The 16,464-nt window shown below is 44.5% G+C and carries 12 protein-coding genes; 11 read left to right on the plus strand and 1 reads right to left on the minus strand.

The genetic code is table 11. The annotated features are described in order from the left end of the window. Nucleotides 1-32 precede the first annotated feature (32 nt). Nucleotides 33-1,007, plus strand: coding sequence for a cysteine synthase A (locus NDI44_RS10390; protein WP_190415482.1), 975 nt, complete (start codon nucleotides 33-35; stop codon nucleotides 1,005-1,007). A gap of 69 nt (nucleotides 1,008-1,076) precedes the next feature. On the opposite strand, the gene NDI44_RS10395 is transcribed toward NDI44_RS10390, so the two are convergent. Beyond that, nucleotides 1,077-1,835 carry a 4'-phosphopantetheinyl transferase superfamily protein gene (locus tag NDI44_RS10395; protein ID WP_190415484.1) on the minus strand — a complete coding sequence of 253 codons (759 nt, stop codon included), beginning with the start codon at nucleotides 1,833-1,835 and terminating at the stop codon, nucleotides 1,077-1,079. Nucleotides 1,836-2,021: 186 nt separating this feature from the next. On the opposite strand from NDI44_RS10395, the gene NDI44_RS10400 reads away from it, so the two are divergent. The 10 genes from NDI44_RS10400 to NDI44_RS10445 all read left to right on the plus strand — a co-directional run bounded on the left by NDI44_RS10400 (nucleotide 2,022) and on the right by NDI44_RS10445 (nucleotide 16,433). Then, complete coding sequence (locus NDI44_RS10400) at nucleotides 2,022-2,261, plus strand: hypothetical protein (protein WP_190415486.1); 240 nt, start codon at nucleotides 2,022-2,024, stop codon at nucleotides 2,259-2,261. 745 nt (nucleotides 2,262-3,006) lie between these two features. After that, entirely contained in the window at nucleotides 3,007-4,851 is a 1,845-nt protein-coding gene (locus NDI44_RS10405; protein ID WP_190415488.1) for a fatty acyl-AMP ligase, read from the plus strand. A gap of 77 nt (nucleotides 4,852-4,928) precedes the next feature. Further along, the gene (locus NDI44_RS10410) at nucleotides 4,929-6,737 is read left to right on the plus strand and encodes an acyl-CoA dehydrogenase family protein (protein ID WP_190415490.1); all 1,809 of its coding nucleotides are present in this window, start codon (nucleotides 4,929-4,931) and stop codon (nucleotides 6,735-6,737) included. Further along, nucleotides 6,706-7,158, plus strand: a complete 453-nt coding sequence (locus tag NDI44_RS10415; RefSeq protein WP_190415492.1) for an acyl carrier protein — start codon at nucleotides 6,706-6,708, stop codon at nucleotides 7,156-7,158. Before NDI44_RS10410 ends, NDI44_RS10415 begins: the two co-directional genes overlap by 32 nt. A gap of 187 nt (nucleotides 7,159-7,345) precedes the next feature. Then, on the plus strand, nucleotides 7,346-8,809 hold the full coding sequence (locus tag NDI44_RS10420) for an MBOAT family protein (protein ID WP_190415494.1): 1,464 nt from the start codon (nucleotides 7,346-7,348) through the stop codon (nucleotides 8,807-8,809). Beyond that, nucleotides 8,809-9,774, plus strand: coding sequence for a hypothetical protein (locus tag NDI44_RS10425; protein ID WP_190415495.1), 966 nt, complete (start codon nucleotides 8,809-8,811; stop codon nucleotides 9,772-9,774). Before NDI44_RS10420 ends, NDI44_RS10425 begins: the two co-directional genes overlap by 1 nt. A 61-nt stretch (nucleotides 9,775-9,835) precedes the next feature. Then, nucleotides 9,836-11,185, plus strand: coding sequence for an NAD(P)/FAD-dependent oxidoreductase (locus tag NDI44_RS10430; protein WP_190415497.1), 1,350 nt, complete (start codon nucleotides 9,836-9,838; stop codon nucleotides 11,183-11,185). 68 nt (nucleotides 11,186-11,253) lie between these two features. After that, on the plus strand, nucleotides 11,254-13,089 hold the full coding sequence (locus NDI44_RS10435; protein ID WP_190415499.1) for a DCC1-like thiol-disulfide oxidoreductase family protein: 1,836 nt from the start codon (nucleotides 11,254-11,256) through the stop codon (nucleotides 13,087-13,089). A gap of 174 nt (nucleotides 13,090-13,263) precedes the next feature. Then, nucleotides 13,264-14,823, plus strand: coding sequence for a glycosyltransferase family 39 protein (locus NDI44_RS10440; RefSeq protein WP_190415501.1), 1,560 nt, complete (start codon nucleotides 13,264-13,266; stop codon nucleotides 14,821-14,823). A gap of 206 nt (nucleotides 14,824-15,029) precedes the next feature. Next, nucleotides 15,030-16,433: a hypothetical protein gene (locus NDI44_RS10445; protein WP_348235272.1), complete on the plus strand. Its 1,404-nt coding sequence runs from the start codon at nucleotides 15,030-15,032 to the stop codon at nucleotides 16,431-16,433. Nucleotides 16,434-16,464: the final 31 nt, after the last annotated feature.

The following is a 16,464-nucleotide window of genomic DNA, read 5'->3' on the forward strand; positions in this document are numbered from 1 at the left end:
TTTTTATAGGGAAGAACTTAGGTAATTTCAGAATGGATATCAGAAAGGGTTTTGTAGAGACAGTTGGCAACACACCGCTCATCCGCTTAAACAACTTCAGCGATGAAACAGGTTGTGAAATTCTAGGAAAAGCAGAATTTCTCAATCCAGGCGGTTCTGTGAAAGACCGGGCAGCACTTTATATCATTGAAGACGCCGAAAAAAAAGGTTTGCTCAAACCTGGCGGTACAGTCGTTGAGGGAACCGCCGGGAACACCGGCATCGGTTTAGCTCATATTTGCAACGCCAAGGGCTACAAATGCCTGATTATTATCCCAGATACCCAGTCTCAGGAAAAGATGGATGCTTTGAGGACGCTGGGCGCAGAAGTTCGTCCCGTTCCAGCTGTACCTTACAGCAACCCCAACAACTATGTCAGGCTCTCCGGCAAAATTGCGTCTGAGATGGAAAACGCGATTTGGGCGAATCAATTTGATAATTTAGCCAATCGACAAGCGCACTACGAAACTACCGCAAAAGAAATCTGGGAACAAACGGACGGTAAAGTTAATGCTTGGGTTACAGCCACGGGAACTGGCGGCACCTTAGCGGGTGTAGCGATGTACCTGAAAGAAAAAAATCCTGCTGTTAAAACCGTCTTAGCCGACCCGATGGGCAGCGCCCTCTACAGTTATATCAAGACGGGTGAAACGAAGAGTGAGGGCAACTCAATCACAGAAGGAATTGGCAATAGCCGCGTCACTGCCAATATGGAAGGCGTACCGATAGACGATGCTATCCAAATTGATGATACCGAAGCGGTACGGGTTGTCTACAGACTCTTAAGAGAGGAAGGACTGTTTCTGGGTGGCTCCACAGGAATCAATGTAGGAGCAGCCGTAGAACTCGCCAAGCAGATGGGGCCAGGTCATACGATTGTGACCATCCTCTGCGATAGCGGCGCTCGTTATCAGTCACGGCTGTTTAATCGGGAATGGCTAGAATCGAAGGGACTTTCACCCGATTAGAAAGGAAGCAAAGGGGGGGCGGTGAAAATTCTCACCGCCTCCCTACCCTCAGCATTTAGTCGTTTTTATCTAACCATTGCTAGCATCCCATTGCCAGCAGCGGGTGCAAGTGCCAGTTCCTTCCACAGCAAGAGCGGCTACGTAGTCGAGTTCCGGTTTCAATTCTTGGAGTGACCAGCGCTCGCTTTCAATGCGATCGCCTTCAATGCTTAGCAGCATCGCTGGTTCCCCTGGAGCCAGCGTTACCTCAATTTGATCCAGAGGTCGAGCCAGCCCTTCTCCAATTGCTTTTAGGTAAGCTTCTTTGCGAGTCCAGGCGTTTAAAAATGCTTGCTGCTTCTGAGGTGCAGGCAAGGCACGCAAAACGGCATTTTCTCGCGCCGAAAAGAAGCGTTTAGCGATCGTTTCAACTTCGGCAACGGAACGAATGTATTCAACATCGACACCGATCTGGCGATCGCGTGTTACTGCATACAGGCAGATATCTTGAGAGTGAGATAAATTAAACCGAAGGTTACTTTCTCCGTGCGTTCCAGCTAATGCTGGCTTGCCACGGGAGCCATAGCAAAATTGCACCTCGAGTGGGTTGATTTCTAAATAGCAACTCAGAATTGTCCTGAGCAGACCTCGCCCAATGATGAAACGCTTCCTGTCCCGCTCAAAGTGGAAACGTGCAGCTCTTATTTGCTCATCTTCAGAAAGGATTTGTTGCAGATGCTGAACGTGAAATGCCGATTGGTCGAGGGAAGCACGCCAGACATGGACATCATTGCTCGATAGCGCTAAGTCGGTTGGTGGAGGACGCCACATAGAATCAATATCAGTCATCAGTCTGAGCCATCAATCTGAGCCTGTGGTTATCTAACTCCAACGTTGCGCCATTTTGAGTCCGGAAAATTACCGAAGGAAAGCTTCTATTTCAGCGTGTCATTATCACTGAACCCGAACAAGCTGACAAAAACTCTTAAGCATTTTCTCGGACTCGATCTAATACAGTTCGCTTAACTCTGCTTCATGTCTCTCTTGTGCATTGGTCCCGCCCGTGAGTTAGGAGACGCGGTTCGCGATCGCGCTGCTAAAGAAGTCTGGCTCTCTTACTGCACCCTCTGCCTCTGCATTATACTTTCTACCCATCAGAACGCACCTGAGCGCTTAGATTGGCATCGCTTGGCTTTACCGGGTACTTCTCCTTGCTCGTGGGGCGGAGAGAAGCCATACGCTAACGGCGCTACTGGTAGATTTTTCGGGAAGTAGCCTATCCCTTATTCTTTGAGAAAACTAGTTACTCCGAAATTGCCGTTTCTTCAGTATAGCTGTCTCTCTTTTTTGTAAAAAACAACACTCATACTAAATTAGTTACAAACCTTGACACACATATACAAGAATTTATATAACTGCTTATAGTTAATCCCACACATGGTCAATAAATTTGGCTGAGTATAGATTTCAGAAAATTACTTCAGCATAGCCTTCCGGCTTCTTACTACGAAAGGACTTCAAATCTTTTTGCCATCTTCCAAGCTGTAATGCTTACCAGCAAAGCAATTTAACTTTGCTGGTAGTCGCGTCTTTCGGAAACCAGCTTGTGCAAGAAGTTTTCATATTTGTAATTTAGATGACAGATTAATCGGACTTAACAATGAAATAACTTTACAAAATCTTTATAAAACTTTTTAGGTGCCATATCAAGAAAAGCAATGTAGGATAAGTTATTTGCCGTATTTAGTCGGGAGTTTAAAATATATTTTTTTAGTAAAGATTCGTAGAATTACTAGTCTTAAAGATAGACATCAGACCAAAATTGAAAAACTACCGAAAGGTTGATTTTTTTTACTCAAGACCACTGTCTGTACCTTGCCAGATTGTTCAAGCTAGAAGCTTTTTTAAAGTCTGAACAAAAACAATAAAGAAGATGAATTGTAGTTCTTAACCTTGATATGTCAACTTTCTGGTGCCGCGACCACTTCTCAATAAAGCTAGTAAGTTTCCATTAGTACTTATGAACACCGTTACACCAAGCGATATTGATTCTTCTACAGCTCAAAATTTTTCTACCCTAGTTGAACTGCTGCGGTGGAGGGCACTCCAGCAGCCAGAAAAGGTAGCTTATACTTTTCTGATTGATGGCAAGAAAGAAGGTTCCCAGCTCACTTATGCTCAGCTCGATCGCCAAGCAAGAGCGATCGCTGCCTTGCTACAACAGCATAATGCGAGGGGAGAGCGGGCACTGCTGCTTTATCCACAAGGTCTAGAGGTTATTGCCGCTTTTTGCGGTTGCTTATATGCCGGGACAATTGCCATTCCCGTACCCCCACCGGAAGCAGGGCGATTGAAGCGAACCTTGCCTAGACTGCAAGCGATCGCCAAAGATGCCCAAGCCTCATTAGTGCTAACCACCTCTGGCATTCTTTCCCTCGTTGAAGAGTACGACGAGAAAATTCCGGAATTTCAGGCAATGAGCTGGATTGACACCGAGCAGGTAGACCTGTCTCTGGCTGAGACCTGGCAAGATCCATCTGTAACCAGCGATATGCTGGCCTATCTCCAGTACACCTCAGGCTCCACCTCCACTCCTAAAGGTGTGATGCTCAGCCACAGTAACGTAATGTTCCACTCAGCGAACCTCCAAAAAGCCTGTGGCTACACCCCGGACAGCGTAACTGTGGCGTGGATGCCTTACTTCCACGATTATGGACTGGTTGAAGGACTCATCCAACCCCTCTACAACGGTATCCCCTGCTACGTGATGTCACCCTTCGCCTTTATCAAACGCCCATTCCACTGGCTCCAGGCGATTTCGCGCTACAAAGTGACCCATAGCCAAGGCCCTAACTTTGCCTACGATCAATGCGTGCGTAGGATTACACCAGAACAACGCGCCACCCTGGACTTGAGTAGTTGGCGTGCAGCAGGCAATGCCGCTGAGCCAATCAACCCCCAAGTTATGGAAAGTTTTTACGAAACCTTTGCACCATCCGGGTTTCAGTGGAATGCTTTTTGTCCTGCCTACGGATTGGCTGAGGCAACTTTGTTAGTATCCTTCTCTGCACAAACCGCAACACCCGTTTTGTGCAATCTCGATCCGGCAGCACTAGAAAAAAATCGCATCGTTCCAGCCTCCAAAAATCAAGATATTGTACGAACAGTTGTTGGATGCGGGACTAAAGTTTGCGACACCAAGATAGCGATCGTGCATCCGGAGAAATTTACCCGATGTGCCGCTGATGAAGTCGGCGAGATTTGGGTATCCGATCCTAGCGTGGCTCACGGCTACTGGCAGCGACCCGAAGAATCGGAACGCACCTTCCGGGCACGCATCCCAGATACAAATGAAGGGCCATTTCTACGTACCGGCGATTTGGGATTCTTAAAAGATGGCGAACTATTTATCACGGGGCGCATCAAAGATTTAATTATCATCCGAGGCACCAATCACTATCCTCAAGATATTGAATGGACGGTGCAAGAAAGCCATGCAGCGCTTCGACCCGAACATGGCGCAGCCTTTTCAGTGATGGTGAATGGCGAGGAGCGACTGGTAATTGTCCAGGAAGTCGAGCGTCATACCCAGAATCTAGACACCAATGAGGTCATGGGAGCCATCCGTCAGGTGGTATCGGAACAGCACGAGCTACAGGTTTATGCGGTGGTATTGGTGAAGCCGGGAAGTATCCTGAAAACTTCCAGCGGCAAGATTCAACGTCAGGGTTGTCGAGCAGCTTTCTTAGCAGGAAGTCTAGATGTCGTCGCGGATTGGAGCGAAAATCCTCAAGCCACGGCAAAGTTTCAAAGTCTCAAGGGAGAAGTAGAATCCCTGTTGCAGAAAGTGCAAACTCCTAAATAGCGATTGGGAATTGGGAATTGCGAATTGCTTGCGATTACCCACACCGATAAGCCATTACCCATTACACGGAGAATTCAATGCATCAACTAAAACAGTACTGGGTCGCTGAAGCGCTCGAAAAGGACTTAGGCGATCCAACACAGCCGGAAAGCGTGATGTCTTTCAAAAGCGTCATGGAGCTGGACGAGCGCGAAGAATTTCCAGAAAAAGACGTTGAATGGCTTTATAACTGGAATCTTCATCACTACCACATCCCCGTGGAATACGGTGGAGAGCTGAAATCTTATGAAGAATTCGTCGCTTTTGTTAGAGTTTTGTCCAGACGTGACCTAACGACATCGATAACTTTTAGCACGCTTTTCTGGTCTGGTTTAGTTTGGATGGCAGGCACCCACGAACAGAAACAAAAGCTGGCAAAGTTTATTAAAGATAAACATGGTGCCATGTGTCTTGCTTATTCAGAAAGGGCACACGGAAGCGACCTAGTTGCTAGTGATGTGCAGGCAACTAAGGTTCCCGGTGGTTATCTGCTGAATGGGGAAAAATGGCCAATTAACCGAGCAACAATTTCTGGAATTTCAGTTGTGCTTGCCAAAACAGATGACAGTGGCGGGGCACGTAGCTTGTCGCTGTTTGTTGTTGATAAAAGTGAAATCGATCCAGCGGGTTATTCCAATCTTCCTAAGATCAAGACTTTGGGAATTCGCGGTTCTGATATGAGCGGAATCCGTTTTGATAATTGCTTTGTACCTGAAGAAATGCGTCTGGGGCAAGAAGGAGCGGGTTTAGAATTGGGGCTGAAAGGCTTTCATCTAACCCGGACGTTGTGTGCAGCCTTTTCTTTAGGATCGGCGGATACAGCCCTGAGAACGGTGCTGAAGTTTTCTCTAGGACGGAAATTATACGGCAAAACAGTTTTCGATATTCCTCACCCCCGGACTACTTTAGTAGACGCTTTCTTAGATATTTTGGTCTGCGATTGTGTCACGATTGCGGGGGCAAGAAGTTTTCATGTCGCGCCGGAGCAATCTAGCGTTTCGTCTATCTTCGTAAAATATTTTGTGCCTATAACGGTTGAAAAGTTAGTTCAAAACCTTTCCGTAATTCTAGGGGCACGTTTCTATTTGCGCGAAGGTCACGATGAGGGAATTTTTCAAAAAGTTGTCCGAGATAATGCCATTATTAGCGTGTTTGATGGCAGTACGGTTGTTAACTTGCACGCGCTGATTTTACAGCTTCGTCAGATGGCGAAATACCGGGCGAAAAGAAATGCTGCCACTTATGAGGGATTGCGATCGCGTCTGGAAACCCGGTTTTCTCTAGAAGCACCGTTACCACCATGCGAACGGGCAAAATTTGAGCTGTTCAGCCGGGGATGCGATGATGTTTTACAAGGTCTGGAAATCTCTCTAGAACACTTGTATGACTTAAAGACAGATTCTAGCGTCGATGCTGAAGTGTTGCAGAAGCTGATAACACTGACAAGCGCGGTCCTCGAAGAACTCGACGCACAGGATGAATTCTTGGCAAGCTCAGGTTTTGAATTCGGACACGATCAGTCTCCTGAGTTATTTGAACTCGCTAAGAGGTACTGCACATTGCACGCAGCCGCAGCTTGCGTACATATGTGGATTTACAACCGAAAAGTCTTGGGTGACTTTTTTGCCAAAGGTGAATGGTTGGCAATTTGTCTGAACAGACTCCTGATGACTTTTCGTCCTTCATCAGGTATTATTCCTAGCATTTACGTCGAGAATGTTGCCCAAGAACTTCTCAAGCTTGACAGAGAAAACAAGATGTTTTCGATTGTCCCCCTCCAACTAGCCCAGTCCCAATCACAAGAGGAGAAAACCCATGCAGCTTCAGAACTCCAGCTCCAAGCCTAGTGAAGATTTAAGCAAAAACAATTTACAAGACGAGAATATGATTGTTGAAAACTCCCCTGCTGAAGCGATTCAATCCTGGCTAGTTACCAAGCTTTCTAAGCAACTTTCACTCAATGCAAAAACCATTGATGTCCGCGAACCTTTGACGCGCTACGGTCTGGATTCCATCGATGCTGTTACCTTAGTGGGCGATTTAGAAGATTGGCTAGGATGCGAGCTACCTTCTACTCTGCTGTGGGATTATCCGACTATTGAGAAATCTGCTGAATACTTGGTTAAAGAGTTTGATGTCTCAGCGGCAGTTTCTTCAGTTGCGTCTAGCAATGTCAAGGATGCTAGTGACGATAAAACTGAAAAAGTAGAGGCATCTTCCAAGTCTTCTGGCTGGGGCGGTTTGTGGAACCGAATTAGCGGCAGCTAGAGCAAGATATCTGGTTGGTAATTGGGAATTGGGAATTGGTTAAAGATTTTATCGCTGTTGTGGTGACTGTAAATCTTCAACTTCGGACAAGGAAAGATAACCCATTCTTGATGACTAATTACCAATCGCTAAATACTGGATAAGAGAATAACTTTTAAACCCTAGAAAATAGGGAGGAAACAGTCAATTGAATTTCTCTGATTTCTCCTTCTGGTGGGTACTTTTTCTGATCGGCGTTCCCTTCTTCACGGTTCGCTATATAGGCAAGTACCTGAATATTTGGCGAGATTACTTGGATAGTATCGGGTTGATGGTACTGTCGCTGATGCTGTTTGTGAATGCATCGCGCTCCAGCTTTATCATCTTCGCCTTTGAGATTATCTTTAACTATGTGATGGTGCGGCTGATGTTGCGCCGTCGAGGTTGGGAGTCGCAAGCGATCGCAGCCACGGTGATCGGGATCGACATCGCCATCCTTGCCTACTTCAAATACGTGAACTTCTTTGTGGAAGATGTTCTAGGACTATTTGTAGGGGGAGTTACTGCGAGTTGGCAGCAGAGAGGCGGCATTCCTGGTGCAGGTGCAATTCCTCCAGGGATTTCGTTTTACACCTTCCAGATGGTTGCTTTTGTAGTGGATTCATTCAGAAGCAAAAATAAGCAGCCAATTGGAGTTGTTGATTACATCAACTTTGTTTCCTTCTTCCCGCAAGTCGTCGCTGGCCCGATTGAGCGGCGAGCTGACTTGTTTCCTCAAATTGAATCATTCCGCTTTAAGTTCTCCGCAGAAAACTTTGAGGACGGTCTCAAGTGGCTGTCTTTGGGCTTGTTTATGAAGTTGGTACTGGCGGATAACTTGTCGCCGTACATCAACTTGCAAGAAACAGGAAATGTCTGGCTGGTGTGGCTATCTATCTACTTGTTCACTCTGAGGATTTACTTTGATTTTGCTGGCTATAGTTTCATCGCACTAGGTTTAGCTAAATTTGTAGGCGTTCAGCTAACACTCAACTTCATCGCCCCTTACACTTCACCAAGCATCCAAGAATTTTGGCGTCGCTGGCACGTGACGCTGAGTACCTGGTTTCGAGACTACGTTTTCCTCCCCCTGATGGGCGCAAAGAAGCAGTGGGCGGCATTTTATCTGTTCGTCACGTTTACGCTCTCAGGGTTTTGGCACGGAGCCGCTTGGAATTTTATCATTTGGGGTGCCTATCATGGCTTGTTGCTGCTAGTTCTGCGATATGCAGGTCGCCCTTTTTACCGCTTTGTTGGTGAACGTTTATTCATGCCTCAGTTCTTATCGTGGGCGCTAACCTTTGGTTCGGTGATGCTGGGCTGTCTATTCTTCATGGAGTCAGATATGACTCGGCTAGGACAGAAGCTGCAAACACTGGTGACACCTTGGGCGTACTCGTTCTCAAATTTGGGAGCGGCAATGAGTTCCTTTAGTGCGAATGAGGGTGCGGTCTTAGTTTTGATCCTCTTTCTCACAACGGCGGAATTGTTCTTGGAACACCTCGCAGTTTGGCAAAAACGGAAGTGCGAATATGATTTGCTGTTATCCCCCTGGTTAACTCGCGTTCTTTTGGGTTTGACCATCTTGCTAGCTGCAAATACCCCCTCTAAATTTATTTACTTCGAGTTCTAATGTGGAAACCTCTAAAGCTTGCTAGTTGGATAGCGGTTGCTGGTTTAGCCTGGTCTGTTGGGTACCTTTACAACGTGCGCTACGGTGGAGAACTGAGCTGGCTGCGTGCTATGTACGAACGTAAGGTAGCGCTGGCAAGCCAAATTGAAGCACCCCACCGCCTGCTGATAACGGGTGGTTCTGGAGCGCACTATACGTTGAATACCAAGCTAATGGAGCAAGAACTTGGCATTCCCGTATTCAACATGGGGTTAGATGGCCCAATTGGTTTAGATGTCATCCTTCCCAGCGTTTTGAGTCAAGTTCGCCGGGGCGACATTGTGCTTCTGATTCCAGAGTACCTATTACTGTTGGATGAGGATGGGTTGGGCGATCGCTCTGGTTCGTTTGGGATGGCAATTGGACAGCCCGGTTTGGGAGGAATCCCTCCCAAACAGTTAGCTCTAGACGCAATGATGCTAGGGGTTCCGACTCTTAGAGGAATTACTAAGTCGAGCTTGGAGGTGATTGAAAAAGGAAAAATGACCGGCTACTACTCCGATCCGGTTGACGAACGTGGCGACCCTACAGTGACGAAAGAACGCGCTGGGAAGTGGTGGCAGATGACATTTCAAGAACCCGTATCCAAACACGCGCTTCAGCGGATCGCTAAATTCCGCGAAGAAGTCGAGGCAAAGGGAGCAACTTTAGTGCTGTCATTGCCGTGGGTCTATGCGAACGGCAACGACGAAAAGACGATTCGTAACGTTAAAAAGACGGCTGAGGAACTGAGTAAAATCGCTCCTTTGATCTACGAAAAAGACTCGTTGAACCTGAAGAGTGACTCCAACTTGTTTGCCGATACCCACTATCACCTGAAGCCGGAAGCCAGAACAATCAGGGCAATGGAGCTGGTTCAACAGTTAAAACCAGCGATCGCTGCACAACTGACAGCACCCAACTCCACGACCAAAGTGCCGCAATAGCAAATCGCTTTAGCCATTCGCGTTCGATATCAAGCTTATTTACCAAACCCCTGTTAATGATATGGACGGCAAGCTAGACGGTACAAAGCATCAAAGAAAGGTCAGTTCCACTCCTTCTGAGTCTGGAAGCGCAACGCCCACCCGAATTTGCATTCTTGGTGGGGGCTTTGGCGGTCTCTACACTGCTTTGTACCTGCGCCGTTTTCCTTTATTGAAATCAAGTCAATGCGAAATTACGCTGGTTGAGCAGAAAAATCGCTTTCTTTTTACCCCCTTGCTCTACGAACTGGTCACAGACGAACTGCAAGCGTGGGAAATTGCTCCTTCTTATCAAAAGCTATTAAAAAATACAAATATTCGGTTTTGTCAAGAGACAATTCAGGAAGTTGATTTACAAACACGCCAGGTAAAGCTTGAATCCGGTGAGGGTCTCGCTTACGACTACCTCGTTTTGGCAGTCGGGGGAGAAACGCGCTTAGAGGGCGTTCCCGGAGCTGGCACTTATGCCCAAACCTTTCGCAGTTTGGCGGATGTAGAGCTTCTGAAACAACAGCTATACGAGTTTGAGCTTTCTGAGCAGGAACAAATGCGGATTGCGATCGCGGGCGCTGGTCCTAATGGCGTAGAACTCGCTTGCAAAATCGCCGACCGGCTACAGAAACGAGGGCAGGTACTGTTGCTTGACCGGGGTAATCAAATTCTTAAAACCTTTTCCGCTCATACTCAAGCTGCGGCTCACCGTGCTTTATCAAGTCGTGGCGTGCGGGTAGAATTAGAAACGAGCATCCACCGCATTGAACCTGACCAAATTACCCTAGTTCGGGATGGTCAGATTGACACTTTGCCTGTAGATTTGGTATTTTGGACGGCTGGAACCCGGCAGCTCGATTGGGTGCGCGAACTTGATTGCCAGCATAATAACCAGGGACAACTGATTTCTTGCCCTACCTTACAATTAGTTGACTATCCAGAAGTGTTTGCTTTGGGGGATTTGGCAGAAATTTACAATCCCCGTGGCGCACGGGTGCCAGCAACCGCTCAAGCCGCTTTTCAACAGGCAGATTGTGCTGCTCGCAACATTTGGGCAGCGATCGCGGGCAAACGCTTACGGCGCTTCCGCTATTTGCACTTAGGAGAGATGGTGACTTTGGGAAAGGGTGCGGCTGCGGTTTCTAGCTTTGGTCTGAATTTAGAAGGGCGCTTGGCATCGATTACTAGACAAGTCGTTTACCTCCAGCGCCTGCCAACCGTGCCTCACCGCCTCCGAGTAGTGAGAAACTGGATTTATCAAGCGATTCGGCGGGTTGTTTTAACAGTCTGGAAGTGGCTGGCAGCAATCCGGCGGTTAGGGTCCAATAGTTTGGGAAAGCGGCGATTGGCGGCGAATTACTCCCGGCGATCTAAGTATTAAATTTAACAAACGGCAATTGCTTACTGCCGTTAACCATGAAAAAATTTTCCATCAAGGTCTAATGTTTTATGGCTTCTACTCAGCAAAAATCTAAAGCCATTTTTACTTCCAAGCTTGAGCAACTGTTTGGGTTAGACCTGCGATCGCTAGCCCTGTTTCGGATTGGTTTGGCGCTGGTTGTTCTTGCCGATTTAATCATTCGGGCGGGGGATCTGACAGCACATTATACAGATGCTGGAGTGATGCCGCGATCGCTACTAACTACTATCTTAAAACCTTGGTATTGGTCAGTTCATGCGCTGGGCGGTCAAACCTGGTTTCAAGCCATTCTATTTTTGCTAGCTGGATTTGTGGCTTTAGCGCTATTGGTGGGATACCGAACCCGGTTAGCAGCGATCGCAACTTGGGCGCTGATGGTATCTCTCCACAACCGAAACCCAGCTTTGATTTTCGCGGCGGATGATGTAATTCGCGCGCTGCTTTTCTGGGCAATGTTTTTGCCCTTGGGCGCTTATTACTCGATTGACAGTGCCCTAAATACATCTACCCAAAAATTACCCAAGCGCATCCTCTCCGGTGCCACCCTAGCACTTACGCTACAGCAATGCTTTATCTACATCTTTTCGGCGGCTTTTAAAGCGAAGAGTCCACTTTGGTGGCCTGATGGCAGTGCGGTTTACTATGCTTTGAGTTTCGACCAATACGCAACACCCTTTGGTCAATTCCTACTTAGTCTGCCTTCTGCACTTTTAGTCTTGCTCACCTTTAGCGCCCTGTGGTTGGAAACTCTTGGTCCCCTGTTACTCTTCGTTCCCGTCCGTACCAGCTTTTTCCGCTGCTGTGCAATTATCTCGTTTATCCTCTTACATATCGGTTTCGGATTGTCGTTTGTGCTGGGGATTTTCCCGTTTCTCAGTACAGCTAGCTGGCTAGCTTTCATCCCGACGGAAGTTTGGGACTCGGTATCTAAGCGGCTGTATACTCCAGAACGAGCTGGACTCCAGATTTACTACGATGCCGACTGTGGCTTCTGCAAGAAGGTTGTCCACCTGATTCGCACTTTCCTGATATTGCCTGCACAGACGCCACTGCTCTTAGCTCAGGACGATCCCTCGATTTTTGCAGATATGCAAGCGAAAAATTCTTGGGTAGTGGTGGATTGGCAAGGAAACAGGCATTTTAAGTGGGAAGCGATCGCTTACGTTTGTAGTTTATCCCCAATATTTAAGCCACTGGTTCCCCTTCTCAAATGGGGACCCGTAATGTCTGTAGGAACAAAATTTTACGAGACAATTGCATCTAACCGCAAGGCTGCTGGTAACTTTACCAAACCTTTCAAGTTCCGTCCTCTTGAAGTACGTTCTTCGCGACCGATCAATATAGTGACGTTACTCTTGCTAGCTTATGTCACTATCTGGAACTTCAGAAGTTTTTCTCCTGAAAAATTCAATCGAAAAGCCTTAAATTCGATTGACTGGATTAGCCGAATTTTGAGGGTAGATCAATCTTGGAGTATTTTTGCCCCCGCTCCCCCCAGAGATGATGGTTGGCACGTAATCCCTGGCAAGCTGAAAGATGGAACTGAAGTTAATGTTTTGAGAGATGGGGAGCCTGTAAGTTGGGAAAAGCCGAGTCGGAAGAGCCGAAACGCCCTCTATCAAAATATGCAATGGCGCACCTATTTCATAAACCTCAATCGCACCATCGGCAAAAAGCTTTATCCCTACTATGGACAATACCTCTGCCGCGACTGGAACGCTCGGCACCAAGGTTCAAAACAACTAGATAACTTTGAAATTGACTTTATGAACGAGAGAACCGTGCCACCCGGTCAACCTCAGAATGTCGAGAAGAAGCCCGCTTGGCAGCAATCCTGCTCACAGAATCCCGAACAATATCAGTGAGGCTCGTCAAAGAAAAAGTTTGCTGTGACAAGTTTAAAACACTTATCATTCAAACTTTCTCTAGTCGATTGGCCGGATAAAACTTAGTATTTAAAGTTTGCGTTTTTTCAGTCGCATTGGCTTTGTCTTTTTTCGTTCTAACTTGACATCTGGCGCTATTTTTACACATTTAAAATGCTTAAATTAAACTTTTGGAAGCCTGATAGCAAGAATAAGCAAAAAGTTAAAGCTTATTTAAGTATATTTATTTTTTTCTGGATACTCTTTATCTTGAGTAATTGCGGATTTGATTATGCCGAAGGCTCCTTCCACTATAAACTTGCAGAACATATTGTTACCACTGGGCAACTAGGTTTTGATACTCCACAAGAGGGAATTTTTTCAATAGCACCCAATGGGAGAACCTATGCTTCCCAAGAAATTGGAAATACAATATTTTTTCTACCTACCGCCTTTATTAATGTAATTTTAGAAAGGATTTTAGCTCCTTTCACTACGGTAAAAGTTATATCTATAACGAAGGAATTTATACGTTCATTTCAGCCTGGGTTTTATTCTGCACTCACAGTCACTGCTTTTTTCGGTATCTTGCGGTTTCAGTTTGGTCAAGCTATCTTACCCAGCTTTATCGCAACCTTATGCCTAGCCGTCAGCACTTATTTTTGGACTTATACCAGAGAATCCTTTGATGGAGTTCTCTGTTCTACATTATTGACTACATCTTTTCTGCTGTTATTAAATTTTAGAAACAACAAAAAAAATCAGTATTTAATACTAGCTTTTATTTGTTTGGGTTTTTCTTTAATTACTAGAATTTCCATGATTTTAGCTATAGTAGCTTCACTTGGTTATCTAGTACTTATTAGCAGACTATCTTTGATCAGCCGAGCAAAGAATGTTGCCACTGCATTACTGATAATCTTCCCTTTTTTAGTATGGCAATCATGGTACAACCATCTAAGAACTGGATTTTTCTACCTTTCCCCGGTTCAAACAGACGCCAAATATTTGGGTAACAATGCGTTGGATGGAAATATCTTTATAGGATTGACAGGTCTTTTGCTGAGTCCTGGAAAAAGCATATTTATATATGCCCCTTTATTAATCCTATCTGTTGTTCTATTTAGAAAATTCTTTAAGGAGCATAAAAAAGAAGCTTTGTATATATTGGTACTGACAATAGCTTGGTTTCTACTGCATGCAAGATTAAGGAGTTGGTATGGTGGCGGAGGATGGGGACCCCGTTATCTAGTGACCATCCTGCCCATTCTCTTTTTGCCCTTTGCAACCAATCTGGAATATGTTTTACAAAGAACCTCGTTGAAGCTCTCAGCAATTTTTCTAGCTGGTTTTGGTTTCATTCTCTCATTTTCATCAATTCTTTCACATTGGTACTGGAGACTAGAATTCGCTAGAAAAGATGAAGTAGCCTATGTCTGGAAGTTCTCAAATAGCCAGTCATTGGATATGTTGAAGAGTGCAGCGAGAAATCTTCTCAATTCCTTTAAAATTGCTACTCATTCTCCAGGAATTCAAAACCAAAATTTATGGTATTTAAATTCAGGCATAGAAGCTTACGGTAGTCATACTGTAAATCTCTGGCCTAACTCTCTTGTGTTTATCGGTGTTCCTTGGTATTTAGTAGCGACTTCAGTTGCCTTTTTATTGTTGATGATGTACTTATCTATTTGGAACATTTTTAATCTGGAAGATACTAGCAAAATGGCAGATTAAATTAATTTTGGTGACAAAAAGAAAGAATAACTTTTTTAAGGAATAGGGTTAAACCAGTGTTCAATCTTAAGAAGAATCCAGCCAACATTACTGCATATACTTTAATCGTATTATCCTTAGTTTTTGGATTTTTTATACGCCTATTCAGTGTTCTCAGATATACCACTTTTTTTTATTACGATCAGGCCAGAGATGCTGAAATCTACATGAAGATGTGGCAGGGAAATTGGCCTATATTAGGTCCTTCTGCCTCTGTCGGAGGATATCATCTACCGCCCCTTTATTATTATCTAGTTTTTCCTTTTGCTATATTTGGCTCAGATCCAGTTTTTACAGCTGTACCTAATGCTTTATTCTCTTTTTTATCTATTCCGCTTTTAATTTATTTAGTTTATGAACTCTTAGAAAATGTTGAATTTTCAAAACGCCTTCTTCTGGCAGGCTTAGCGGGTTTCTGGTACAGTCTAATCTTCGGAGAAATTTTTATAAGTACGTTCCAGTGGAACCCCAGCCCTATTATATTTTTTCTGCTTTGTTTTACTTTACTCTATAAATACCAGTTGGAAGCTAGATTTTATCTAGTTCCTCAATGCTTCTCCTGGATACTTTATGGGATTGTTTTAGCCATATTAATTAGCTTGCATTCCACAACTCTTTTTGTAATGCCAGTAGTTTTTATTGCAAGCTCTATTTTATTCATCTCAAAAAACCGCAGAACTCCTATTAGGTTTTTACTGCCTATCTTGTCCGTTTTAGCAGCATTTGTAGCTTTGTTTCCTTATTGGAAAGGAGAACTTAGTCGCGGTTGGTTGAATACCAAACAAATTATCGCTACTTTAACCAGCTCTAATCAAGAAGCTAATTCTAATATCTTAAGTAAGATTGGTAGGCTGGTATTTAATTATGTTGAATTAGGACAACAAGCCTATTTTACTGGAGAAGGTTGGTTTTATATTTTAACTTCTATTATTTTCTTAACAGTGGTTTTAACGGTAGCAATAGCCAAGTTTAAAGGGAACAAAACTATTTTTGCTTTTTTAGCATTTACTTGGTCTATTTATCTATATGCTGCTTCAAATTATCAAGGAATTTATTACATTCATTACAAACTTTTAATTTTAATCTCTCCAATAGTTTTGGCTGTCTTGAGTTTAGCTTACTTAGATTTATCTAAGAAAGCAGATAAATCTTTAAGTGCTTTTTTAATTGCAGGTATAGCTCTATCAATCTTGATTAATGCGAGTTATGACTATCAGTATTTAACCAGCAAATATAGCCAAAATAGACTGGTATCTACTTCTGACATTACTCAAATTTTAAGTCAATTACCTGCAAACTCAACAATCTGTACATTTGATCCGAAACCTGTCGGTTGGATGTCAATGTACCAGCCCTATAAATATATCGATCAATATATCACTAAAAAGAATTTCAATATTGTTAAAACTTTTTGTCAAGCAGGGAACTACCTAATTTATCCAAAGTCCTATATGGTACAACGTACTGATAACCTTTTTCCAGTTTTTAATGTTTATAGAAATCCAGATTTAACACAAGCTCATAGTACAGTTTTAGAGACTCAAGTTGCTGAGGTTCATCTTCTCCAGTAAAAGAGACCTTATTTTTGGGTAGGTTAAATAT

It is taken from the genome of Trichocoleus sp. DQ-A3, from assembly GCF_039961975.1.
Lineage (GTDB): Bacteria > Cyanobacteriota > Cyanobacteriia > Cyanobacteriales > FACHB-T130 > FACHB-T130.